The organism is Acinetobacter sp. CAU_H_78 (assembly GCF_058599365.1).
This window is the reverse complement of the sequence record NZ_CM178652.1, coordinates 922,971-948,425: the sequence shown is the minus strand read 5'-3', so window position 1 is coordinate 948,425 and position 25,455 is coordinate 922,971. Positions and strand designations below refer to the sequence as shown.

Sequence of the window (25,455 nt, the reverse complement as noted above, 5' to 3'; positions counted from 1 at the left end):
CTATGCCACTTAATTCTAAAAACTGTGATGCTTTTCTGGCTGTTGCAGAAACCCAAAGTTTTGATGCTGCCGCAAAAGTATTAAATATTACGGCTTCGGCAGTTACTTTAAGAGTGCAAAATCTGGAAAGAGATTTGGGGCAAGTTCTGGTGCTACGTGAGCGTCCTTGTAAAGTGACCAATGCTGGTCAAACCTTACTGAATTATTTGCAGCATCAACGCCTGTTACAGCAGCAATTGATCCAGCAATTAAATGGTCAAAATAAAGCAGAATTTAGCTCGATTCATATTGCGGTAAATGCGGATTCTCTTGCGACCTGGTTATTTCCCTGTCTGAACACCACCCTGCTTGCAGAGAAAATCACATTGAATCTTCAGGTCGCTGTTCAAAGTGAAACTTATAAGCTTCTAGAGCAGGGTCAAGTCAATGCCTGTATTAGCAGTGAGAGTGAAGCCATGCCGGGTTGTAAGGCTCATTTTATTGGCCAGATGCATTACAGAATGGTCGCAACACCTGCTTTTGTGCATTCTTGGTTTAAACAAGGCATTCACCGGGAATCACTACGTAAGGCACCTGCTGTAATTTACAATGATCAGGATCATTTACATAGCCATCTACTGTTAGCTCAATTTGGCTTAAACCAGCAATGTTTTCCTTTTCACTATATCCCCTCCTCGACCGCCTTTGCGGATGCCATTTTTTCAGGATTGGGATACGGTTTGGTGCCGGACTATCAAATTGCGGACCGGATTCAAAATGGGACATTGATCGAAATACTGCCTGAATGCTGTTGTGATGTACCTTTATATTGGCATCACTGGAAACAGCAGTCTCCCGCTCTAAAACAGTTAACCAAAGTCATTCTGGAGCAGGCAGAACAGTGCATGAATAGTCCAATTCAATAAACAGTTCTATATGTCCTGCCGAATTCACAGAAATTGAATATCACATTATTGGGTTTTCCACTGCCCCATTAAATGAATATTAACCTTTTCACCTACGCCTGCAGTGGCCTTCTTCATCCCAAAATCTGAGCGATTAATTACCGTGGTGGATTTCACATCGAGTAGATTAGGATTACCCTTGTTCGGTGTCAGCGTGGTATCGAATACCACTGGTCGAGTAACCCCTCTTAGAGTGAGTTGACCCATGACCTGATAGCGATTCGTACCATTTGGCTTAAACTGGGTACTTTTGAAATTGACCGTTTTATAGCGCGATGCATGAAACAGGTCCTCACCCATAATCATATTTTTAAGGCTAGGTTTAGAAACTTCCAGGCTATCCACCTGCATAGTGAACTCAGTAGATGACTGTTGTGGCTGATCAGGATCAAACTGCATGGTTGCCTTGAACTCTTGAAAATTTCCCTTTACCACATTCAAACCCAAGGAGTTAATGCTAAAGCCGACACTACTTTGAGGCGTCAATGTCCAGCTTTTAGCATACGCAGCCGATATACACATAGCAGATAGAGCACCCGCATAGGCTATATTTTTCAGGAATAGATTCATTGTGTTCATCCTTAACAATCAAATGAACTCACTACCTTAAAACGGTTTTAGCCCAGATTTGTTTTATCATTTAGTTCAAACTTGTTGACCAATTGTTGAAAAATCTCATTATTTTTAAATTTATGTAAAAACTCACTAGTGCCTAAAGGAAAAGCTGATTCCACTACTTCACCGCGATAATACGCTTCACGTAAAGGAGTCGCTGAAATTGCACCGACCAAGCTATCGAGTTCCACCATTTCCCACTCCGGGAACAAACTTAAATAATAAGAAGATTCATCTTTAAAGTGTCCAATCAGACCAACTTTTGCTTCTGGTTCAACTACTTCAGACACCAGCGATTTCACCAGTTTTTGCCATTTTTCATCATTATAGACATCAATGACATGGACAAATTTAATACGCTTCTGATCTGCTTCAGAAAAGTTCGACAGGATCATTTCTTCACGTTCAGTGGCCAGAAATGGATTTTTAATATTGCGTTCTTGCTGTGCCGAGCCTAATGCCAGAATCACCTGTTGGCTCTGCTGCAAGGCAATTTTAATCGTTTGCATATGGGCCAGATGGAAAGGTTGAAAACGACCAATAAACACCAGGTAATCAAATTTATACTTCATAGCACATCTTACTTTTATGAACGCATCAGTTATGCCGCAGGGAATTTTTTGCGACATAATAAGCGCCAATAAATTCATATTAATAAAGCAAGGATAGTACGATGACACTGAGCTGTATTCAACAACCGCATCAGCATTTAAATGCGAATTTAGACAATGGCGTACTGACCTTAGCCATTCACCGCCCTGAGGCAAAAAATGCGCTTTACGGCGAACTATATCTATGGATCGCACAGGCACTGGATGAAGCAGATCAGGATAGTAGTGTGCGTGTCGTGATTCTACGTGGTCAAGACGCAGACTTTAGTGCCGGCAATGACATGCAGGACTTCATGAAGTTTATTCAGTCGCCTCTGCAAGCTAAGGCTGGCGATACTCCTCCTTTTGTGCTGTTGAAGTCCGCTGCAAAATTTTCCAAGCCTTTAATTGCTGCCGTTCGTGGCGTTGCGATTGGGATCGGGGTAACGATTCTGCTGCATGCTGATCTGGTTTATAGTGACAATACTGCCCTGTTCCAGATTCCATTTGTTAGCCTTGGCCTGTCGCCTGAAGGTGCTTCAAGCAAGCTGCTCGTACAACAAGCTGGCTATCATAAAGCGGCTGAGTTACTGCTTACTGCACAGCGATTTAATAGTGAAAAAGCATTGGGTGCAGGTCTGGTAAATAGCATTGAAGAAGATGTCTATGCTGCTGCTGAAAAACAGGCAAAAACTCTTGCCGCTTTACCGCTGGCTTCTATTAAACAAACCAAAGCACTGATGAAGCATGATCTGGCTGAAATTATTGACTGTATTGATGATGAAGCTGAGATATTTATGAAGCGTGTCGGTTCACCTGAAATGACGGAAGCCGTTCAGGCGTTTATGCAAAAACGGAAACCTGATTTCACACAATTCAACTAATTCTGAAACTTATCTTTTAATTGAGGCAGTTTAGACTGCCTCAATCTTTTATTTTTTTGAAAGAATCTAGCTTATGACTAATGAAAACTCCCAAACGACTTCTCAAACAACCGATAGTTCAAATCCTGAAAAGAAACGTTACTACGAACCTGCTCCTCAGGATATTGATGTAGATAATTTCCGCAAGGTCATCGAAAGCCGCCGTTCAGTGCGTAAATTTACCAAGAAGCCAATTCCTACTGAAGTACTGGATGCCTGTCTGGATCTGGCACTGCTGGCACCAAACTCATCTAATCTGCAACCTTGGACAATTTATGTGGTGCAGAACCCCTCCAAGAAAAAACGTCTAGTTAAAGCATGTATGAGCCAGCTTGCTGCTAAAACAGCTTCAGAACTGATTGTCTGTGTGGCACGTACTGACCGTGTAGATGAAATGGCTAAACTGAATATCAGCGAGTTTCCATTTCCTGAGGCTCCACCAGCCATTAAAAAGTACTATAAGTACATTCCCTACAACTACAAGACTGGTTATTTGAATGCCTTTGGTAACTTTAAGAAAGTTGCTTTCAAAGTAGCTCGTACCTTAGACAAGCAAATGCCTGTTTCTGCATTTAGTCCTGCCGATGCCAAGCTATGGGCAAGTAAAACCACCGCACTGGCATGTGAAAATCTGGTACTGGCTTTACGTGCTTATGGTTTTGATAGCTGTATGATGGAAGGCTTTGATGAACCAATGGTTCGTGAACTTCTAGATCTGAATGACCAGCAATATCCAGTGATGGTGATTGGTGCTGGTGAACGTGCCAAAGATGGTGTGTTCTTCCCGCAGTATCGTTTTGATCGAGAGTTATTTATTCAGAAAGTTTGAGTTTAAAAGTAGTATTTAAAGGATTTAATAATATTAATTTACTTAATATTTGATGACATGGATGTCGCTTAATTAAGTATATTAGAAAAATCTAAATAATAATTTTATAGTTTCCTCATACAAGTATTTCATAATGATTTTATTCTTATAAAGAATCACTTAAAACAAAAATTTTTCAATCATAAATTATCTCAACCAAACTAAAACTAACTACGGAACAGCATTAACATTTAATGCAGCAACAGGGGTTGAAGCCAAATGAAAAAATTAATACTTTTAATGAGCTCAACTACTAGTCTAGTTCTATCAGGCTGTTCAGCTATGCCAATAAAAAATTCAATATCATTTCAGATAAATGATCACTTAAAAGGACAGGACGTTGTTTACAAAAACAACTGGCCTGAACGTAGAAACCTGACGATGACTCCAGATGTGATAAAAGAGCAAAAATATATTACATCCTACAGTCGCTGTAAGGTATCCCCCGAAGGTTATGTCCCTCAACAAATTATTATTGAGTATGCCCCCTGGTTCACTTACGCAGAGCTGATAAAAAAAGGATATGGTATTCCTGAAGAACTACGTTACGCCAATGGAGAAGATGCAGCAAAAAAAAGACTAGCGATAATGAATGCAGAACAAGAGGGTATAGATAAAATTCCAGCCACAGCATGGAAACGTATTATATTAAATCCCCCTAAAGAAGTAGAGAAATATAAGAATCAGGTTCCAGAAGGCAAAGGTAATCGTAGTCGAGGTAAAAATATCCACTACATCATTTCCCTTCATCCTGATGGTAATTACAGTATAGAAACCAAATTGTACTGGGTCTCAAAATATCAAGAAAAGTGGAATTGAAGATTTATTTAAGCATCTAGTCAAGTCCGTTTGATTTCAAACGGACTTAAATAAACTAAAATTTTTCCTAAATATAATTTTATATTACTTTCAACTTCCGATAATCAATCCAATTACAATGAAAACCAACCGGTACTCGTACAGGCAAATAAATTGTGGCAATTGGCCCATCCTTAATATGCTGTGCATCCAAAATCACAACTTTCGAAGGGCCACAATCTAAAGCATGCACATAAGACATGAGCCAACCATCATTTTCAGCTTGTGCACCCTCTTTTTCGACAAATATAGCCTCACCTGTGATCCAATTTTCTCCAAATGAATAACTTTCTATGGTCGTAGTTTCTAAATCATGACCCAACAGGCTATTACTGCTGACATGGTAAGGATCATCAAATTCGCCAAAGGAAATGCTATAAGCATAACGATAAGGCCGCCCGGTATAAGCTTCATTAATGCGTGGGAATTCCTGTTTAACATCCGATAAGATTGTTCGCTTCACTTTCCCTGTTTCTTTTTCAAAGACAAATCGTTCTAATCGAAGATCCTGATCTTCAATTGGGCCCTGAATCGAATGCACCATTGCTTTGGAATGTACCACTGCATCCATGACCACATTCCCTGTATCCAGATCATAAGCATTCATGGTATGAAAAATAAAACAGGGATCGATGTTGTACCAGCGTATATCCTGAGCACTTCCACCAAAAGATAACAGACCAATACGTGCCTGATGTTTCGGGTTCCATTGATATGGCAGCAGCGAACCTTTTAAGGCACTCTGCACCGAGAAATTTACATTTAAGTCCAAAATTAAGACCTGAGATTCGGTAATCGCACAGTCATGTACCATCGGACCATGTTTGACTGGAATTTCAACATGATTTTTCAGTTTGCCCTGTACATCGATATGCAGATAAAAGACTTTATTATGGGTTAGCCCATCATAACAAACCGCATGAATATCGCCGGTATCCGGATCAATATGTGGATGTGCAGTAAATGGCAAGTCTAGATCATCATTCTCAAACAGATGATGGCGCTTAGATTCCAGTTCACTATTCACTTCGATTGGATAAGCACCCGCTTCGACCAATGCCCAGATTTTCCCAGCAAAATTGATGATATTGGTATTTACTGGATCAGCTACACCACGACTTTTCCCCGGAATCACTGAGCGATGTAATTTCTTCTGTACACTATCCGCACCTACATATTGGCTTTTGTACCAGTGTGCTTCACCTTCTTTAAGCCGTAACGCATGAATCATCCCATCACCGGTAAACCAGTGATAAATTTTTGGATTTTTCACTGTAATGGGGTTCGGGCCAATTCGCATCAAGGCGCCATCTAATTCTTTCGGGATTTGCCCTTCTACCTTCAATTGAGTTGAAAAATGCTCCTGCCGCTGCGGTGCAAAAATACCATCCAAATAAGGATTATCATGGGAATATGGAATACGGTTATGTAGGATTTCTGCGCCGTATTGAATAGATTTATTCAGCGTATTTTTGAACATGCTGCTCAGCGGTTTTGGCAACTGCATTGTTATATTCCTTGTTTTATTCTTTTATTTGAGTTGTTCTGAAGAATTTTATAATAATAAAAGCAGATTGGGTGTTTTTTATATATAGATAGACGGCACATTAACACTAATGCACCGTCGGTTTATATCACTTCTAAAATTTAAACTTTTATATCTAAAAGCTGGATAAATTCAAATGCCGGTTCTTCATAAGGATGACTTTCTTTTAGAGCCTTAGCCACTTCAACCGCCTTTTCATCAGGCACAAGAATTTCGACCCGCCATTCTTCCACTTTTTCTAGCTGGCCAATTTCCCCAATATGAGGATCTGCGCCTTGCTGTGGCTTAAATTGTCCAGTTCCCAGAATTTGCCAGGCACAATCGGTATACTCCCCAATACCACCCGCACCTGCTGCAAAGACGGCTTTCTTGGTTTCCTCTAGGTTTTCATCTGGTACGTAATAAATCAGTTTAAGCATATATCCCTACAAGTTTTTCAATCATTTACCGTATTGTTAAGGGCTTCGGTAATAATATTCAATGCTGGATTTTGAGAGTTCTTGTTAAATGTTGCATATAGTTCGACTTGAGGTAAAGGTCGATCTGTCTGGATCACTTTCACTTCATCATTCAGGAAACGTAATAAATAATCGGGAGCAAAACTAAAACCCATACCCATATTGATCAGGTTAATATGCTGTAGCACATTGGTCGCCCACAGCACTTGATCGTGCTTTAGCTGATCAAAGGACATCAAGGCATTGAGTCTTTCGTAAAATATGGGTGATGCATTCTGATCACACATAATAATTGTATGATTTTTCAGTTCCTGTAATTTCAGTATTCGATCGGTTGGGTACAAATGCTTGGCTGCAACCAAGTGAATTTGTTCTGTCAACAAATGGATGTTTTCAAAATCTGGATGATCCAGCTGAAAACGGGTAATACTTAGATCTAGTTCGGCGTTTTTCAGATGTTGGAGCTGTTCCAGACAGAACAGGCTATGCAGATGAATTTTCAGATCTGGCATGGTCTTTTTCAGCTTGGCCAAAATATGTGGCATAACTTTTAGTTCGGCAACATTCAGAAAGCCAATATGAATCTGGTTATTTTTCTGCTGCGCCACCTGTCGTGCTGATGCAACAGCCAATTTGGCATTTTCTAGAGCTTTTTCTGCATAGATTAAAAAGGCCTTACCTTCATCTGTTAACTGTATTTTTCGTGAAGAACGCTCAAACAGGTTAACGCCAACTTCCTGCTCCAGATCTTTAATCTGCTGGCTTAAAGAAGGTTGAGCCGTAAACAGCTTTTCAGCAGCCCTAGTGAAACTCTGCTCCTGCGCCACGGTGATAAAATAGCGTAAATGTCGAAGTTCCATAGATTGCTCACTTCAAAAAATAGGTGCTTATCATACGATTTAGGCCAACGTATTGAAAATATTAATAGATCAATAACTTATACGAATACTCATATAACTACCTTCTATGCATGGCTCGACTTTGCCCCCTCATACATTTATGCCTGTATCAGATTTACACATGGTGTCTTGCATGATGCAGTATTCGACATTGAGGTTCGGGTGAAGGCTGGAAATAGGCAGCTAAATCTTTGAACTTACCATATCTGGATGTGATTCAGATTGCTTCTCATGATGTTATAAACCCTAGAATGGTAAGTCTGAAATTCATGAATCTGTGTAATTCTGTTTAGGCCGGTTGGTTATATCGCTTGGCGTTATCAGGACAGTATTAATAATGCTTTTGATTTTGTGAATACGCAGAAGGTAACACTAAAGCAGATTCAGCTCACTGTTTGGCGATAAAAAGCCACCTCTCGGTGGCTTTTTTAAATCTGTTGATCAAGAACCCTGTAGCAAATAACTACCTACCAAGAACAGCACCTGTAGGCCAACAACAAAACCAAATAACCACCAACCTTTCTGACGTAATTCTGTTCTATCCATTATTCTGAGCGTCTTAGCCATGTCATCACCTCATTCTTGAGTGTTGATACTGAACTGATCTATACCATCTTTCCTTTAAAGTGCATAAATATTGTGCATTATTTACACAATATCACTTCTATACAGATATAAAAGCAAAATCTAAACCAGTTCAGCGGGAGAAAATTAAATAAATGTTTCAAACTGCTTAAAAAGCAAAAAGCCACCCACTGGTGGCAATTGATGAAGCTAGTCTAAACAAAAGTAAATGATTTTTCTAGTTTTACTAATTTCCCATAAGTTCAAATTATAAAAAAGGGTCGCTACTGCAACCCATTTTTTGAAGCTAAATCAGATTAGCCAATGAACTTACGCGCATTACGGAACATGCGTAACCATGCACCGTCCTGATCCCAGTCTTCAGGTTTCCAAGAGTGCTGGATCGCACGGAAGTTACGCTCAGGGTGTGGCATCAAGATAGTCGCACGACCATCTTTCGAAGTGACACCAGAGATCCCTTCAGGCGAACCATTCGGGTTCAATGGATATTGCTCAGTCGTATTACCTTGGCTATCGACATAACGCATGATCACCTGGTTATTGGCATTCAATGCAGCAATGCTTTCAGCTGATGCAACCACACGACCTTCACCATGTGCCACAGCGATTGGAAGAATTGAACCTTCCATACCTTCTAGCAATACAGAATGAGATTTCTCTACACGAACATTGACGCTACGTGCTTCAAATACTTCTGATTTGTTGCGATGGAAACGTGGCCAAGCATCTGCACCTGGAATCAGTGGAGCCAATTGAGACAACATTTGACAACCGTTACAGATACCTAAAGAGAAGGTTTCTTGACGGTTAAAGAATTTCTCGAACTGGTCACGGAGTTGCTGGTTAAACAATACTGATTTTGCCCAGCCACCGCCTGCGCCTAATACGTCACCGTAAGAGAAACCACCACATGTCACCAGACCTTCGAAGTCATCCAAGCTGATACGACCAGCAAGCAAGTCACTCATGTGTACGTCAACTGTATTGAAGCCGACTTTGTCGAATGCTGCTGCCATTTCTACATGACCATTTACACCCTGCTCACGCAGAATCGCCATATTTGGACGACGTGAGTTAATGTATGGTGCTTCGATTTGCTCGTTCAGATCAAATGTCGGTTGAGCAATTAAACCTTTGTGTGATTTGTCTGTAACTAACGCAAATTCTTGATCTGCAGTTTCTACGTTGTCACGCAGACGCTGGATTTGATGAGAAACTTCTGTCCAAGCTACTTGCAGGTCAGCACGTTCCAGTACCAGACCATTTACAAATAACTGATCAGAGTTATTCACTGTACCCACTACAGAGATCGCATCTTTCAGAGTAGAAGCAGCGATTTCTGCTTGCAATGCTTCCCAATCCGCTTTCGCGATTTGCAGAACTGCACCAATTTCTTCAGCGAATAATGCTTCGACTGATTGGTCTTCTAGAGCTACGCCTAGACGTGCAGCAAACATCATTTCTGCAACAGTTGCCAGTAAACCACCATCACCGATGTCATGGTAAGCCTTGATCAGACCACGGTTGTTCCAGTCTTGAATCAGTGCAAAGAATGCTTTGAAATCTTCGAAGCTATCGACATCTGGAGTTACAGAACCGATGGCTTTGTATACCTGAGCCAGGATTGAACCACCGAGACGGAACTGGCCTTTAGACAGATCAATACGAACCAGTACAGATTCAATATTTTTCAGCTCAGGGGTTAATGTCTTACGAACATCAGTTACAGGTGCAAATGCAGTGATCACGCCTGACATCGGAGAAGTTACGGACTTGTCTTCGCCTTCGTCATTCCAGGTGGTACGCATTGACAATGAGTCTTTACCAACTGGAATTGCAATGCCCAGTGCTGGACACATTTCCATACCAATGGCTTTTACGCCTTCAAACAAGGCTTGGTCTTCGCCCGGTTGACCAGCCGCCGCCATCCAGTTTGCAGACAGTTTGATGTCGCTGATCTGATCAATCTTCGCTGACATGATGTTCGAGATCGATTCAGCAACTGATAAACGTGCAGAAGCCGCTGGGTTTAACAATGCAACTGGTGGACGTTCCCCCATTGCCATTGCTTCGCCCGTGTAACCGACAAGGCTGGTAGTCGTTACCGCAGCATCTGCTACAGGAACCTGCCATGGGCCGACCATTTGATCACGTGCCACCATACCGGTGATCGAACGGTCACCAATGGTGATCAGGAATGATTTAGAAGCCACAGTCGGGTTCTTGATCACGCGATAAATCGCATCTTTCAGATCAGTCACTTTAGACGCATCAAAGTCATCGCCTTTACGCGGAGCAGTTTCATATGAACGGCTCATACGTGGTGTACCACCAAGCATCACTTGCATTGGCATATCCACTGGCTTGTTGCCGAACAATGGATCTTCAACGGTTAAGTGACGCGCTTCAGTCGCTTCACCGAGTACTGCAAACGGACAACGTTCACGCGCACAGATCGATTCGAATAACGGTAGAGATTCTGGACGGATCGCAAGCACATAACGCTCTTGCGCTTCGTTTGACCAGATTTCCATTGGTGACATGCCTGGCTCAAGCGATGGGATCTTACGCAGATCAAGCACCGCACCAAGCTCGTGGTCATTAACTAGTTCAGGCATAGCATTCGAGATACCGCCCGCACCGACGTCATGTACAGAAACGATCGGGTTCTCATCTTCCATGCGCCAGCAAGTATCAATCACTTCCTGACAACGACGTTCCATTTCCGGGTTTTCACGTTGTACAGAAGCGAAGTCCAGGTTTTCACCCAGTTTACCGCTGTCTACAGAAGATGCTGCACCGCCACCAAGACCGATCAGCATGGCTGGACCACCAAGCACGATCAGTAAGTCACCTGGTTGAATCGCATCTTTTTCAACGTGGTCCGGACGAATGTTACCGTAACCACCCGCGATCATGATTGGCTTATGGAAGCCTTTCACTTCGCCATTGACGTTTTGTTCGAAGGTACGGAAATAACCCGTCAGCGCTGGACGACCAAATTCGTTGTTAAACGCTGCGCCGCCTAATGGACCTTCAATCATGATTTGAAGTGGAGATGCCATACGTGAAGGTTTGCCATAGTTTTCTTCCCAAGGCTGTTCGAAGCCAGGAATATTCAGGTTAGATACGGTGAAACCCGTTAAACCAGCTTTCGGTTTACCACCACGACCAGTCGCGCCTTCGTCACGAATCTCACCGCCTGAACCTGTCGCAGCACCGGCAAATGGTGCAATCGCTGTTGGGTGGTTGTGAGTTTCCACTTTCATCAAGATGTGAGCGGCCTGGCTTTTGTATTTATAAACGTGTTGACCGTTATCTTCTTGAGTTGGATAGAAACGTTGCGTATCAAAACCAACAATCACCGATGCGTTGTCTTTATAAGCCGACAATACGTCTGTTGGTGATTCTTTATAGGTATTTTTGATCATCTGGAACAATGACAATGGTTGAACTTCACCATCAATCGTCCATTCAGAACCGAAGATTTTATGACGGCAATGTTCAGAGTTTGCCTGAGCAAACATCATCAGTTCGATGTCATTCGGATTACGGCCCAGTTTTGTAAATGCTTCTGTCAGGTAATCAATTTCCTGTTCAGACAGCGCAAAACCGAACTCATTATTTGCTTTTACTAATGCCTCTTTACCTTGACCTAGGATATCAATCGAGTTCAAAGGTTTTGGCGCAGTTTCAGTAAACAGCACTGCAGCATCTTCAATCGCATTGAAAACGCTTTCGGTCATACGGTCGTGCAGTACCTGTAGAGCCTCTTTGGAAAGCTCTTTTGTGCCTTTCAAAGTAAATAAAACGCCGCGTTCTAAACGATGAACCGGCGTATTACAGTTTTTGAAAATATCCGTCGCTTTAGAGGACCAAGGAGAGATGGTGCCTACGCGCGGTGTGACTAAAATCTGGATTTCATCACTTGCAGCCTGGTGCAATTCAAAAGATTGACCATCGTTGAGAAGCTGTAAAGCTGATTGCTGTTGTTGCTCGCTGAGCGCTTGGTCAAAGAGGTAGACCCATTGACTTTCAATTGATTGAACAGAACTAATTGACGTCAAACGCGATAATAGTTGAGTTTTCTTAAAAGAAGAATGTGCGGGTGCACCGGCAACGATAAACATGCTGATTTTGGCTCCACGGGATGATCGAGCGACCATGCCACAATGTGACTTGAGAGAGCGCATATTCTACTGTGAAATAAGGAAATCGGCTAGATGCCAAATCAGAAAACTACGCCTGAAATATCCTGGACTTTTAAAATATTCCGTTCATTTTCAGTTAGGAAAATTGAATGTAGTCGCACAGGTTAACACATTTTTTTCAAGAAAAATCAAAACCGCTTCAGAATAATTTTCTGCATAAAAATTGTATTATTTTTCAACAACAATCGGGACAAAATCAAATTCAGGTTTTATTGTCATGACCTGCCAAAACTCCTATTTAGGCCAAAATGAAATACTTGATTACAAGATTTAATGAAGTCGTATTTTTTGCAGACTGTTTTTGATTCTTTTGATTGACTCTTAACTTTGACTTCTAAGATTAGAAAACTGGTTAAAGGTCTTCTGCCGTTTTCTGTACTACAAGGAACAGTTCTCCGCTGATCTCCGCCATTACAGTAACAGAGGCAAATTACTCCCCTCTATGAAAGAATAATTAATACTGAGTGGTATTTTAATCTGACATCATCTGCGGGGGAAAAACTGGACATCTATTCTCACCCTCTAAAAGAATAAAAATAAAGTTTCTTATTTGGGCCTTTTATTTTTTTATATTTGATTTTTATCTTCTCAGATCATAATTAAGCGAAATTTACTCATCTAAAAGACCAAAAAATATATCGACAAAATCCCCACCATATCCAATATTTTGAAATTTCATCATTTATTCATGAGCTCTATTATGTGTAAAAAACACAATATAAATAGCAAAATACCACTTATATTTATGAGGAAATTTACCAGGAATTATGAGGTTTATATAAAAAAATAATGAAGAAATGATTAATAATAAAATTTTGTTACCTTTTTTATTTAAGCCGTATTCTCAGGTTTTATTTAACTCGAAAAGTTTAAAATAAATATTTGTAATTGCTGAAAAATATAGAAAATTTTCTTTTTTATTCAACTAATGGAATAACAGGCCCACACGTCTATATCAGCTAAGAATCTTACCAAATAGACACTTCATCAGTAAATTTGATGATTTTATGTTAAGCTCTAGCCGAATTGCTGAGAAATTGTCTAAATTCTGGGCCTGGCAATGGTTTTTCCTTTCTGCTGTAGAGATGAATATAAATTCTATATTCGGACACTAATTTTTGATGTTCTATAGCTTCACTGCTCTGTCTATTTTAGAGCCTTAATCTGTCACCAATGATTTAATTTTCAAAAACAAAAGGTGACCCGCTTAAGGAGTATGTATGTTTCAATTCACTAGTACAGCAACTGTACTATTGATGGTGCTTTTCTATGGCATCACTTTTTTACTATCGTTACGTATTAAACAGAAAAATGAAAATGTTGATGGCTACATGGTCTCGAATGGCTCCATCGGATTTGGAATGTCTGCGGCCAGTATGACCGCTACCTGGATTTGGGCCGCATCATTTTATGCAGCAGCTTCATCCGGATATACATACGGCGTTTCCGGTGCCCTCCACTATGGTTTATGGGGTGCGCTGATGATTTTATTTATCTATCCCTTTGGCAAGCGCTTTCGTGAACTGGCGCCTAATGCACATACTCTGGCAGAAATCATGCATGCCCGGCATGGCAATCAAAGCCAGATGATTCTGGCGGGTTCCAATATTGTGGGTAGCGTGATCAGCCTGATGGTGAACTTTACCGCCGCTGGGGCACTGGTTGAGATTTTATCTCCTTTAAGCTTTATCCATGGCGTGCTGATTACCGGCATCGGTGTGCTGTCCTATACCCTTTGGTCGGGGTTCCGTTCCTCGGTCTTTACCGATTTCGGTCAGCTGGTGGCAATGATTGTCGCGGCTGTGATCATTATTCCAACCTTGTTCTTTACCTTAGGCGGACCCTCCCTGTTTCAAAGCGGGATTCATTACCTGCAACCAGAACAGCTGGATTTTTTCTCTAAAACAGCCTTTCTGGAACAAGGTGCACCGTTTTTTGTTGCCGTATTGGCCTACGCGATTGGTAATCAGACCATTGCCCAGCGCCTGTTTGCAGTCCGTGAAGACCTGATCAAACCAAGTTTTATCACTGCAACCATTGGTTATGCTGCAATTGTCATTGGTCTAGGCATGCTGGGGTTATTGGCACTATTTGCAGGTATTCAACCTATTGATGGCAACCTGAATAACCTGATTCCGCAAATGGCAGCGACTTATCTTTCTCCATTTATGGTCGCGCTGTTATTCATCATGGTGATTGGAGCCCTGTCTTCTACCGCTGACTCGGATCTGTCTGCCCTGTCTGCGATTGTCATGACAGACATTTATGGCAAACAGATTGCGAAAAACCGTCCTGATCCAAAGAAAATGCTATTTATTGGCCGTATGACCATGATCGTTGCCACCATGCTGGGAATTGTGATTGCCACCTTGAAGTTTGACATTTTGTCGATGCTGATTTTTGTGGGTGCGCTTTGGGGTTCTATTGTATTCCCGGTGATTGTCAGCCTGTATTGGGACAAGGTGAATGCCCGGGCCTTTAACTGGTCAGTGGGCCTCGCATTTTTAAGCTTTCTGATTGTACGTTTTGAATGGCTTCCGATTCAGGGATTGATCGCACTTGGCTTTGAACTCGTTGCGACCTTGGGTATTGGTGTGGTGCTGGGTCTGATGACCTTTGGTTTCTTCGGTAAAAAAGTGGGCTTGGTCGTTGGCATATTGGCTAGTATTGGTTTCATGCCATGGACCATCGGCTTCCTGCGTGAATACGGCACCTTGTTAAGCTCACTGACAGCTTATGGCAGTAGTGCGTTGGTATGTACTGTGTTGACGCTACTCTACAGCAAAGAAAAATTTGATTTTAAGCAAATCAACAAGATGGTGATTGAATTTCACCAGCTATCTGAGAAAAGTAAATAAGGAGATTTCAGATGACAAGTCAATTATTGACCCTATATGTACTTTTTTGGCCATTGGTGGCAAGCCTGGTCTTGTTCACGATTTGCCTGAATGTCTATAAAGACACACAACAGGCCAAGAAAAATGGCGAAGAGCTAATCTGATTCTTCGCTTTAAACAAAAAGCAGGCCATTGAGCCTGCTTTTTTATCGTTCATTTAATGATTTTGATTTTTAATTTTCAGTCTTTTCCAGCTGACTGAAATAACAATATGCAGCATGACAATTCATGTCGCACTGCCCTAGTGCATGAGCTAGTTTTTTGGCATGATGCAAATAATGGATCACTGAATAATGATAAATGACTCAAATGCGTTGGTTAGAACTGCTTTCGACAGTTCGGATTGGTAGTAAAAAGCAGAGCACTGAACTGGCACGCAGCCCGTTCCATAAAGACTATGACCGTATTATTTTTTCGCAAAGCTTCAGGCAGTTAAACCGCAAAACCCAAGTCCATCCATTGACCCAGCACGATGGTATTCATACCCGTTTAACCCACTCACTAGAAGTCTCCTGTATTGGGCGTTCATTGGGTATGCTGGCTGCCGAAAAAATCAAAGATAGTTTACCTGCCTGGATTTCTCCGGCCGATGTTGGCGCCATCATCCAAGCTGCCTGTCTGGCACATGATATCGGTAATCCGCCTTTTGGCCATGCCGGTGAATATGCAATTCGGGAATGGTTTGACGATGCTTCTCATACCGATTTTTTAAAAGATTTGAGTCCTGAACAGGAAGCCGATGTACGCCAGTTTGAAGGCAATGCCCAAGGCCTACGCCTGCTGACCAAGATTGATTATCATCCAAATGATGGTGGCATGCGCCTGACCTATGCCACTTTAGGTGCTTATTTAAAATATCCGTGGCTGTCAAAAACCATGGCATCTCAAGTGAATTTGCCTGCCAGTAGCCGTGCCAAGTTTGGCTGCTATCAGGCAGAAAAAGAGATTTTAAAGCAGATTGCGGAAGAGCTTGGACTGATCCAGCTCGGCGAGTATCAATATTGTCGTCATCCACTGACTTACTTACTCGAAGCAGCTGATGATATTTGTTATGCCCTCATTGATCTAGAAGATGGCATTAGCTTGAACATGCTCAGCTATGCTGAAGTGGAACCGGTATTTTTAAATCTGCTCGGAGATTATGGCACGCCTTCTGAAATCGGCATGCCTGATACGACCTGGCAACAGAAAATTGCTGCCCTGCGTGGCCGTGTGATGAAACGTCTGGTGAATGAAGTGACGACTGCTTTTGCACGCCATCATGACCAGATTCTGTCTGGCCAGTTACAAGGCACCTTACTACAGTATTGTTCCTCAGATATTGAAAGTGGTATTAATCGTGCCAAAGAACTGGCACGTGACAAGATATTTGAACATCCGCAGAAAGCAGGCTTGGAGATCATTGCCCATCAAAGTCTGCAAAATATTTTGGATGCCTTTATTCCCCTGACTACACCGCATAAAAACCTGAGCTTTAAGGAACAACGTTTAATGTCGATTCTGCAACGTTCAGGAGCGAATTTTAAAGACAGCCATTATGACAATATCATGCAGGTGCTGGATATTATCTCGAAATTCTCGGACCATCAGGCTTATAACCTGTCACAGGAATTGCAAGGCAATAAAGCCGGATTGTTATAAAACATCTTGCTGGATTAGATGCTTATTGCAGCAAAATCACCTGTTTTGCAGAAGGAGATTTTGCCTTTCCTGAAAATGCTGACTACTATGCTGCAAAACTGAATTGAGTAATGATAAAAGATGATTGGATGCCTGATTGGTGAAGTGCTGGCGCTGGAAGCACCGACTGTATTATTAAATGTGAATGGTGTGGGTTATGAAATCGATACGCCGCTCACCACTTTTTGCCAGTTGCAAAAAGGCCAGAAAATTACCCTATGGACACATCTGGCCGTACGTGAAGATGCACAATTACTGTATGGTTTTTTAAATACTCAGGAAAAAACCATTTTCCGTACTTTATTAAAAGTGAACGGCGTTGGCCCGAAAATGGCACTCGGCATTCTTTCAACTTTAAGTGTGGAGATGCTGATCCATACTGTTGAAAATGAAGATGTAAATACCTTGGTTAAAGTGCCTGGAGTCGGCAAGAAAACTGCTGAACGCTTGATGATTGAACTGCGCGACCGCTTTAAAGCCATGTCTGCGGGCACTGCTCCAAGCAATTCGACAGCTCCACAAATTCAGTTTATGGGTAATTCAGCTGTAGCTGAAGCTGAAGCTGCACTACAGTCCTTAGGTTATAAACCGGCTGAGGCACAAAAACTGGTGAATGCAGCCAAAGGTGAGTTTACTGAAGCCAGCGACATTATCCGTGCTGCATTAAAGTCGATGAACCGTTAAGACCTATATAAACCTCATCGAAAAACAAATAGCAGGAGGCAGCATGGATGCTGCCGCAGAAATATGGCATAGGATGTGCCATTATTTCTGCAAAGGGTTTTGTTACTTTTGCCCTGTCAAAAGTAAGGTAATGCCTTCACAATGGCATCTGAATTTTTAATGCATTTTGAGGCTATGACTTTATTCACCTCAAATAAACCATAGAGATTGACTCAAAAGATATGCAAGACCGTCTCATCAGTGGTTCTGAAAAACCCGAAGATCATTTTGATCGTGCCATCCGCCCGACTTCCCTCGATGACTATATCGGTCAGCCCGTGGTACGTGAGCAAATGGAAATCTTTATTGGCGCTGCTCGTGGCCGTGCTGAAGCTCTCGATCATACTTTGATCTTTGGACCTCCAGGTCTAGGTAAAACGACGTTAGCGAATATTATTGCCCGTGAAATGGGTGGTAACCTGAAATCGACTTCAGGTCCAGTACTAGAACGCGCGGGTGATCTGGCAGCAATGCTGACCAATCTTGAGGAAGGTGATGTCCTGTTTATTGACGAGATTCACCGCCTGTCACCCGTGATTGAAGAAATCCTTTATCCAGCAATGGAAGACTACCAGCTAGATATCATGATTGGTGAAGGTCCTGCTGCCCGTTCGATTAAACTGGACTTACCTCCATTTACATTGGTCGCTGCAACCACACGTGCTGGTCTACTCACCTCTCCGCTTCGTGACCGTTTCGGGATTGTGCAGCGTCTGGAATTCTATTCGGTTGATGATCTGACCCATATCGTAAAACGTTCTGCGAGTCTGATGGATGTGCCAATGACCGAAGATGGTGCGAAAGAAATTGCACGTCGTTCACGTGGTACGCCGCGTATTGCCAACCGTTTATTACGTCGTGTACGTGACTATGCTCAAGTCAAAGGCACAGGTGAAGTCACTCAGGAAATGGCTCAACGTGCATTAGATATGTTGAACGTGGATAAAGATGGCCTGGATACGCTTGACCGTCGTTACCTGTCGATGTTATTGGAACGCTTTGATGGCGGCCCGGCTGGTGTAGAAGCTTTAGCTGCAGCAATGGCAGAAGATTCAGGTACTCTGGAAGATGTGATTGAGCCTTATCTGATTCAGCAAGGTTATGTGATGCGTACTGCGCGGGGCCGTATTGCGACCAATATGGCTTATTTACAGTTTGGCATGACGCCGCCTGAACCGAAGTAAAGGTTGAAGCTCTTTTGGCTTGACCCTTGTTTATCGCAAAGAAAAAGAGCTAATTGACTACTGCAATCAATTAGCTCCAAAAGCACAAACTCAAATCTTTATTATTAAGTAATTTATTTTGCTATATAGTTCTTGCCCTTCAAACAAATACTTAGGCTATTTCTTTTAGGATTCTATCAATAATAATTATGAAATAACCAAAGCAACTTTGATGCCAAAATAGTATTTAACTTAGAGAAATAGTTGAAACTCAGATAATGAGAAATTTTTTAATCAGATATAAATTCCTTTTAATAATTCCCTATTAATTTGAATTTTTTAAAGAAAATAGACTATCAAATCTTATAATTACATAATTTTACAATGTTTTTCTCTATAAAACTCCCTTTATCAGCAAGTACTAAAAATGAATATACCAAAAAGGTATGAAACCCATACTCAGAGGGTTTTGGTCAAATGTAGTGCATTATGTAATGCTCAGGCATCACTTTAACTCTATTCAGATTTTTAAGGTTCTCCCTGATATGAACATGCATAAGACGCTTTCACTTTGTCTCCCTCTTCTATTCTGTAGTCAGCTGGCTTTAGCAGATTGGGTAGATGATTCAGTTAAAGCAGCCGAAGCGCATACCATCAAACTGCGCCAGCATATTCACCAGTATCCTGAACTGGGCAATATGGAATTCAAAACCTCGGAATTAGTACAAAAAGAATTAAAGTCCTATGGTATTGAAGTACGTAAAGGCTATGCCAAAACAGGTGTGATCGGCGTTCTAAAAGGTTCAAAACCTGGCCCCGTCATGGCATTACGTGCAGATATGGATGCCTTGCCGATTCAGGAAACGGCAGCTGTACCTTTTGCCAGCAAGCAGAAAGGTATTTATCAAGGCAAGGAAACTTATGTGATGCATGCCTGCGGTCATGATGCGCATACTGCAATGCTATTAGGTGCAGCCAAAGTGCTCGCTACCAATAAAGATAAGATTGCCGGAACCGTAGTTTTTGTATTCCAGCCAGCAGAAGAAGGCGGTGCAGATATTGATAACTTTAGTCAAGGTGATCAGATCGGCTCACGTAAAATGCTGGCTGATGGCGCACTCAAGAATCCTCAGCCTGAAGTGATTTTTGGAATGCATGTGATGGCGGGTATGCCAAGCGGCAATATTTTCTATAAAGATGGTGCAATTCTCAATAGCGCGGATCATTTACGTATACAGGTAGATGGCCATCAGGTACATGGTTCAATGCCTTGGGCAGGTCGCGATCCAATTTATGCTTCTGCACAGATGATTAATAATTTACAAAGTCTGGTGAGCCGCAAAGCAGATCTGACCAAAGGCATGGGCGTGGTCAGTATTGGAAGTATTCAGGGTGGTACCACAGGAAATGTGATTCCTAATCAGGTGAATATGGTCGGTACGATTCGTTCTAACAGTGAAGATGTCCGTCAAGGCATTTTAAAAGACTTGCCGGAAATGCTGGAACACAATGCCGCAGCCAATGATGTCAAAGTCAAAGTAGAAATTGCACCCTATGCACCTGTTACCACCAATGACAAAACCTTGACCGAATTGATGCGTCCGACTCTGGCTAAGGTGAATGGTGAAAATAAACTGCATCTGCTTGATAACAATGCTAGTGCCAGTGAAGACTTCGCGTATTATGGCAAGCTGATGCCATCATTGTTTGTCTTCGTCGGTGCAACGCCAGCCGATCAGGACCCAGCCAAAGCAGCACCGAACCATAACCCGAATTTTATAGTCGATGATGCGACATTAAAAATCGGAGTAGAAAGCCATGTCCGTTTTATTCTGGATTATCCAAAAGTGGCTGATCAGGTACAAGCGAGCTGGAAGCAAAATAACAAAAGCTGATTCTTAGTTCCTCCAGCATGAGTGACTGGTCTCATTCATGCTTTTACTTCGCCTTATTAATAAGCAATTGGCCATTCCGTACTGGCTTAGCCCCTACTCCATCCAGATTTGACATCTTGTGCCATTGGTCTCAAAGCTCACAGTGCTAAACTTTGACGCGCTAAATTGCTTGACTTTTGGAATGAATAAGGCAAATTCTAAGCCTGCTCCAGCCTCTAAAAAACAAGCAATAATTTCGTAAAATCTGCATGGAACAAAACTATGGCGAATCACTTTGAATTCAATATCCGCGTCTATATTGAAGATACTGATGCGGGTGGCATTGTCTACCACGCTAACCATATTCGCTATATGGAACGTACCCGTACTGAATGGTTACGTGCTTCCGGAGTGAGTCACTACTGGCATCAGTCCGACTACAACTTTGTTGTGCACAAAATTAACGTCAAATATATGCGTCCAATCCTCATGGATGACCTGATTACCGTGACTGCACGTGTCATTTCATGTAAAGCTTCATCATTTGTATTGCAACAAAATATTTATCGTGGTGAAATCATGCTTGCATCTGGTGAGGTCGAGTTGGCATGTATTAGTGCAGACATGAAACCACGTCGTCTTCCTGATGAAATCCGCGAACTGATTCATAAAGAATTGGAACAAGACTAAAAAAATTATTTGGCACACGTAACAGCTATGGCAACTCAGTTAGAATCATCTCTTCAAGTCTCAGATCTTATTTTACAAGCAAGCCCTGTCGTACAACTGGTGATGCTTTCTCTCCTGTTAGCCTCGTTGTACAGCTGGTATCTGATTGCCAAGTTAACCATGAGCTATAAAAAGGCTCAGGCTGACGACGATCATTTCCAGAAAATTTTCTGGTCAGGTGCCGAACTCAAGACGCTTTATAATAATGCCCAGCTTAATTCCAAACGTACTGGTCTGGAAGATATCTTCTATCAGGGTCTGGGCGAGTTCCTTAAACTTAAAAAACGCCATGCTCCAACTGCCCAGTCAATTGAAGGTACTGAGCGTATTCTGCGTGTAGGTTTAAGTCGTGATCAGGGACATCTGGAACAAGGCTTGGGCACACTGGCCAGTATTGGTTCAGTTGCTCCTTATGTCGGTCTGTTTGGTACCGTCTGGGGCATCATGAATGCCTTTATTGGTCTGGCAGATGTCGATCAGGTTACTTTGGCCACTGTCGCACCTGGTATTGCAGAGGCCCTGATTGCAACGGCGATTGGTTTATTTGCTGCAATTCCTGCGGTTTTAGCCTTTAACCATTTCACATCTAAAGGTGAAGCACTGTACTCTGACCGTGCCCTGTTCGCTGAAGAAATGGTGGCGCTACTGCAACGTCAATCTGTGGGCGCTACGCAGGACAATGACTAATGGCCATTCAACGTTCAGGACGCTTCGAGCGTATTAAAAAACCACTGAAAAGTGACATGAATGTAGTGCCATACATTGATGTGATGCTGGTACTTCTGGTCATTTTCATGGTGACTGCCCCAATGATTACCAGTGGCATCAAGGTCGATTTGCCGCAGGCCAATGGCTTACCGATCGAATCCAAAGATGCGCCTACTATCGTTACTTTAAAAGAAGATGGTACTTATTTTCTGGAATATAAAAATCAGACCACAGGTCCTGTCACCCTAGAGGCTTTGACGCAGACTTTGATAGAAGCGCAAAGCACTGCTGAAAGTGAAAACAAGATCCTCAATGTCGTGATCAATGGTCATACTACTCGCCCTTATGGCGATGTGATGGCCTTGATGTCAAGCCTGCAGGATGCCGGTTTATCCCAAGTGGGCTTACTAACCAAGCCATTAGAATAAAGTATGAAAAATTATCAGAAACCACCGTTTCAGAAGAAAGCAATTGCGATTGGGTTTACGCTAGGAATCCATGCAGTTGCTTTGGTGGGCCTGCTTTTTCTGGGCATGAGTAAGCCACCTGAACCATCAAAACAGATTAAAACGGTCTTAATTAAACCTGAAGACCTCAAGCCGGTGACTCGTGAAGAAACCGAATTTGAAGAAACTGCACATGAAAATATTGCAGAAGAAATTACCCAAACTGCTGAACCCAGTGTAGAGCCTGCGCCTGTAGTGCCAACAGCAGCTGCACCCACACCTCCGGCACCGCAGCCTGCTCCAGCCCCCCCACAGATCGATATTCAAAAAGCTCAGCAAGAAGCAAAAGCGGCAGAGCTTGCTCAAGCCAAGGCTGCCCAGCAAGCAGCCGAAGCAGCAAAACGTGCTGAAGCTGCTGAACAGGCAAAACAGGCTGCTGCCAAAGCCAAAGCAGAGGCTGCACAAAAATCTAAAGCCGAAGCTGAAGCAGCGCGTAAGGCGGAAGTAGAAGCACAGCGTAAAGCCGATGCTGCGCAAAAAGCCAAACTTGAAGCGCAGAAAAAGGCTGATTTAGCCGCCAAGCAAAAAGCCGAGGCTCAAGCCAAGGCAAAAGCGGATGCTACGGCAAAAGCCAAGGCAGATGCCGAAGCTAAACGTAAAGCGGATGCGGCTGCAAAGGCTAAAGCAGAGGCGGATGCTAAACGTAAAGCTGACGCTGCGGCAAAAGCCAAAGCAGAGGCTGAAGCTAAACGTAAAGCTGAAGCAGCTGCGAAGGCCAAAGCGGATGCAGATGCCAAGCACAAAGCTGACGCTGCAGCGAAAGCTAAAGCAGAGGCGGATGCTAAACATAAAGCTGAGGCTGCGGCAAAGGCTAAAGCGGAAGCAGATGCGAAAGCCAAGGCAGAAGCTGATGCCAAAGCCTCTGCAGCCAAACAGGCTGCTGAAGAAGCTGCACAGAAAAAAGCGGAATCTAAGCGAATTGCCTCTACTGCAAAACGTGATTTCGAAAATAAAATCAGACGTGCATGGGATACCCCTGTGGGCTCTTCAGGCCAGAAAGCGACTGCCCGGGTCACTTTGAGCGATAGTGGTTCTGTAGTTTCTGTGGTGGTGAGTGCCAGTGATCCAGATATGAAAGCTAGTGTAGAAGCGGCAGTACGTGCTGCTGCACCTTATCCAATGCCTTCAGATCCGGATGCACGCCGTGAAGCACGAAGTTTTACTTCAACCTTTACAGCTCATTAATGAAAAACAGCCATAATAAAGAAAAAGTGTTATGGCTGTTTTTTTGAGTTAAACTTCAATTGAAACAGATTAAATAATAATCACTCCCCATAGTGATATAACAGTTTGATGATAAATTCGTGGTCTATTTCGCATAAATCCATGCGATGATGTAGCCCAATCACTTATAAATAACTCCGTTGATTTGAGTAAATAACGAATGATGGAAAAGACACGCAAACACCTACTCTGCCTTGCAATCATGACCACTTTGGGTGCGGTCACTGCGACCCAGTCTCAGGCCCAACTGCATCTGGAAATTACCAAAGCTCCTGAAGCTGCTCCTAAAATTGCCATTGTGCCTTTTAGCCAGGATCAGAGTATTTATCCGGTGGTGGAAAATGACCTGAATCGTTCTGGAAAATTTGCCAGTGCCTCGAAGAATTTACCTGCTACAGCACAACTGAATTCGCCAAATGCTGAAGCATGGGCAGCTGCAGGCGTACCTTATGTAGTGACCGGTTCATCCAAGACCAATCCGGATGGTTCTTATAGCATTCAGTATCAATTGTATGATGTCGAAAAACGTCAATATTTACTGAATGAGTTGCTGACTGTTCCTGCATCACGTACCCGTCAGGCAGCCCATATGATCAGTGATGCCATCTATCAGGCATTAACCGGTATTCCGGGAGATTTCACTGGCCGTATTGCTTACGTCTTACGTAATCCGGCAACGCCTGAGCAGCGTTATACCTTGCAGATTGCCGATACGGATGGTGAACAGCCAAAGACTATTTTGACTTCGCGTGATCCAATCCTGTCACCTGCCTGGACACCGGATGCGAAAAAAATTGCATATGTATCTTTTGAAACCAAACGTCCGGCCATTTATGTACAGGATCTGGCGACTGGTCAACGTGAAAAGCTGGCCAGCTTCCGTGGATTAAACGGTGCACCAAGCTTCTCTCCAGATGGCAAGAGCATGCTGTTCACTGCGTCTATGCACGGCAACCCGGAAATCTATCAGATGAATCTGGAAACACGCCAGTTAAAACGCATGACCAACGATAGCGCAATTGATACAGAAGCACGTTATGCGCCGGATGGAAAATCATTTATCTTTACTTCAGATCGTGGTGGTTCTCCGCAGATTTACCGCTATGATTTTAATAATGGAAGTACCAAACGTCTGACTTTCCGTGGCGCATTTAATGCCCGCGCGACCTTAAGTGCAGATGGTAAGAAACTTGCATTGGTTCATCGTCCAAGTGGCAGTAACTATAAAGTGGCTGTACAGGATATTAGCTCAGGTGTGACCAATATCCTGACGCCAACCAGCCTGGATGAATCACCTAGCTTCTCGCCAAATGGTCAGATGGTGGTCTATGCCACTCGCGAAGGTAATCGTGGATTGTTATCCATCATGTCTCTTGATGGCCGGTTCCGCATGAATCTGCCAAGTGAAACAGGTGAAGTCCGCGAACCTGCTTGGGCACCAAAATAATAGTTCA

The 25,455-nt window shown here is 42.7% G+C and carries 22 protein-coding genes; 15 read left to right on the top strand and 7 right to left on the bottom strand.

Annotated features, from left to right (window positions below; translation table 11 throughout):
• The first annotated feature begins 2 nt into the window (after nt 1-2).
• Nucleotides 3-905, top strand: coding sequence for a LysR family transcriptional regulator ArgP (locus AC4MCD_RS04650; RefSeq protein WP_491876658.1), 903 nt, complete (start codon nt 3-5; stop codon nt 903-905).
• Between the two features lie 45 nt (nt 906-950).
• Here the strand turns inward: AC4MCD_RS04650 and AC4MCD_RS04645 are convergent, their stop codons facing one another.
• Both AC4MCD_RS04645 and AC4MCD_RS04640 read right to left on the bottom strand, forming a co-directional pair.
• Nucleotides 951-1,514 (bottom strand): YceI family protein, encoded by a 564-nt coding sequence (locus AC4MCD_RS04645; protein WP_180139320.1) that lies wholly within the window; start codon nt 1,512-1,514, stop codon nt 951-953.
• A gap of 47 nt (nt 1,515-1,561) precedes the next feature.
• Entirely contained in the window at nt 1,562-2,131 is a 570-nt protein-coding gene (locus tag AC4MCD_RS04640; protein WP_180139317.1) for a nicotinate-nicotinamide nucleotide adenylyltransferase, read from the bottom strand.
• A gap of 101 nt (nt 2,132-2,232) precedes the next feature.
• Here AC4MCD_RS04640 and AC4MCD_RS04635 point away from each other — a divergent pair, with 101 nt between their 5' ends.
• The 3 genes from AC4MCD_RS04635 (at nt 2,233) to AC4MCD_RS04625 (ending at nt 4,759) form a co-directional block, all read left to right on the top strand.
• Entirely contained in the window at nt 2,233-3,033 is an 801-nt protein-coding gene (locus tag AC4MCD_RS04635; RefSeq protein ID WP_491876657.1) for an enoyl-CoA hydratase, read from the top strand.
• 73 nt (nt 3,034-3,106) lie between these two features.
• Nucleotides 3,107-3,901, top strand: coding sequence for a nitroreductase family protein (locus AC4MCD_RS04630; RefSeq protein ID WP_491876656.1), 795 nt, complete (start codon nt 3,107-3,109; stop codon nt 3,899-3,901).
• 258 nt (nt 3,902-4,159) lie between these two features.
• The gene (locus AC4MCD_RS04625) at nt 4,160-4,759 is read left to right on the top strand and encodes a hypothetical protein (RefSeq protein WP_491876655.1); all 600 of its coding nucleotides are present in this window, start codon (nt 4,160-4,162) and stop codon (nt 4,757-4,759) included.
• Between the two features lie 79 nt (nt 4,760-4,838).
• Here AC4MCD_RS04625 and AC4MCD_RS04620 read toward each other — a convergent pair whose 3' ends face one another.
• The 5 genes from AC4MCD_RS04620 to purL all read right to left on the bottom strand — a co-directional run bounded on the left by AC4MCD_RS04620 (nt 4,839) and on the right by purL (nt 12,416).
• Entirely contained in the window at nt 4,839-6,305 is a 1,467-nt protein-coding gene (locus AC4MCD_RS04620; protein WP_491876654.1) for a carotenoid oxygenase family protein, read from the bottom strand.
• 140 nt (nt 6,306-6,445) lie between these two features.
• Nucleotides 6,446-6,763: a YqfO family protein gene (locus tag AC4MCD_RS04615; RefSeq protein ID WP_180104432.1), complete on the bottom strand. Its 318-nt coding sequence runs from the start codon at nt 6,761-6,763 to the stop codon at nt 6,446-6,448.
• A gap of 17 nt (nt 6,764-6,780) precedes the next feature.
• Nucleotides 6,781-7,662, bottom strand: a complete 882-nt coding sequence (locus tag AC4MCD_RS04610; RefSeq protein ID WP_491876653.1) for a LysR family transcriptional regulator — start codon at nt 7,660-7,662, stop codon at nt 6,781-6,783.
• 480 nt (nt 7,663-8,142) lie between these two features.
• Nucleotides 8,143-8,268, bottom strand: a complete 126-nt coding sequence (locus tag AC4MCD_RS04605; protein ID WP_253144109.1) for a KGW motif small protein — start codon at nt 8,266-8,268, stop codon at nt 8,143-8,145.
• 314 nt (nt 8,269-8,582) lie between these two features.
• Entirely contained in the window at nt 8,583-12,416 is a 3,834-nt protein-coding gene (purL, locus tag AC4MCD_RS04600; RefSeq protein WP_491876845.1) for a phosphoribosylformylglycinamidine synthase, read from the bottom strand.
• 1,301 nt (nt 12,417-13,717) lie between these two features.
• On the opposite strand from purL, the gene AC4MCD_RS04595 reads away from it, so the two are divergent.
• From AC4MCD_RS04595 to tolB, 11 genes are all read left to right on the top strand, one after another.
• Nucleotides 13,718-15,355, top strand: coding sequence for a sodium:solute symporter family transporter (locus AC4MCD_RS04595; RefSeq protein ID WP_419374699.1), 1,638 nt, complete (start codon nt 13,718-13,720; stop codon nt 15,353-15,355).
• A gap of 11 nt (nt 15,356-15,366) precedes the next feature.
• On the top strand, nt 15,367-15,498 hold the full coding sequence (locus tag AC4MCD_RS04590) for a putative transporter small subunit (RefSeq protein ID WP_004645659.1): 132 nt from the start codon (nt 15,367-15,369) through the stop codon (nt 15,496-15,498).
• A gap of 196 nt (nt 15,499-15,694) precedes the next feature.
• Nucleotides 15,695-17,035 carry a deoxyguanosinetriphosphate triphosphohydrolase gene (locus AC4MCD_RS04585; RefSeq protein ID WP_491876652.1) on the top strand — a complete coding sequence of 447 codons (1,341 nt, stop codon included), beginning with the start codon at nt 15,695-15,697 and terminating at the stop codon, nt 17,033-17,035.
• Between the two features lie 120 nt (nt 17,036-17,155).
• Nucleotides 17,156-17,758, top strand: coding sequence for a Holliday junction branch migration protein RuvA (ruvA, locus tag AC4MCD_RS04580; RefSeq protein WP_491876651.1), 603 nt, complete (start codon nt 17,156-17,158; stop codon nt 17,756-17,758).
• A gap of 221 nt (nt 17,759-17,979) precedes the next feature.
• Nucleotides 17,980-18,981, top strand: a complete 1,002-nt coding sequence (gene ruvB / locus AC4MCD_RS04575; protein ID WP_034170977.1) for a Holliday junction branch migration DNA helicase RuvB — start codon at nt 17,980-17,982, stop codon at nt 18,979-18,981.
• Between the two features lie 524 nt (nt 18,982-19,505).
• Entirely contained in the window at nt 19,506-20,855 is a 1,350-nt protein-coding gene (locus tag AC4MCD_RS04570) for an amidohydrolase (protein WP_491876650.1), read from the top strand.
• A gap of 261 nt (nt 20,856-21,116) precedes the next feature.
• Complete coding sequence (gene ybgC / locus AC4MCD_RS04565) at nt 21,117-21,524, top strand: tol-pal system-associated acyl-CoA thioesterase (RefSeq protein WP_034170923.1); 408 nt, start codon at nt 21,117-21,119, stop codon at nt 21,522-21,524.
• Between the two features lie 27 nt (nt 21,525-21,551).
• A complete protein-coding gene (gene tolQ, locus AC4MCD_RS04560; protein WP_491876649.1) occupies nt 21,552-22,250 on the top strand; it encodes a protein TolQ in 699 nt (232 codons plus the stop codon).
• A complete protein-coding gene (tolR, locus tag AC4MCD_RS04555) occupies nt 22,250-22,699 on the top strand; it encodes a protein TolR (protein WP_034170925.1) in 450 nt (149 codons plus the stop codon). The genes tolQ and tolR overlap by 1 nt, the downstream gene beginning before the upstream one ends.
• 3 nt (nt 22,700-22,702) lie before the next feature.
• A complete protein-coding gene (gene tolA, locus AC4MCD_RS04550) occupies nt 22,703-23,962 on the top strand; it encodes a cell envelope integrity protein TolA (RefSeq protein WP_491876648.1) in 1,260 nt (419 codons plus the stop codon).
• Between the two features lie 202 nt (nt 23,963-24,164).
• Nucleotides 24,165-25,448, top strand: coding sequence for a Tol-Pal system beta propeller repeat protein TolB (gene tolB, locus AC4MCD_RS04545; protein WP_491876844.1), 1,284 nt, complete (start codon nt 24,165-24,167; stop codon nt 25,446-25,448).
• Nucleotides 25,449-25,455: the final 7 nt, after the last annotated feature.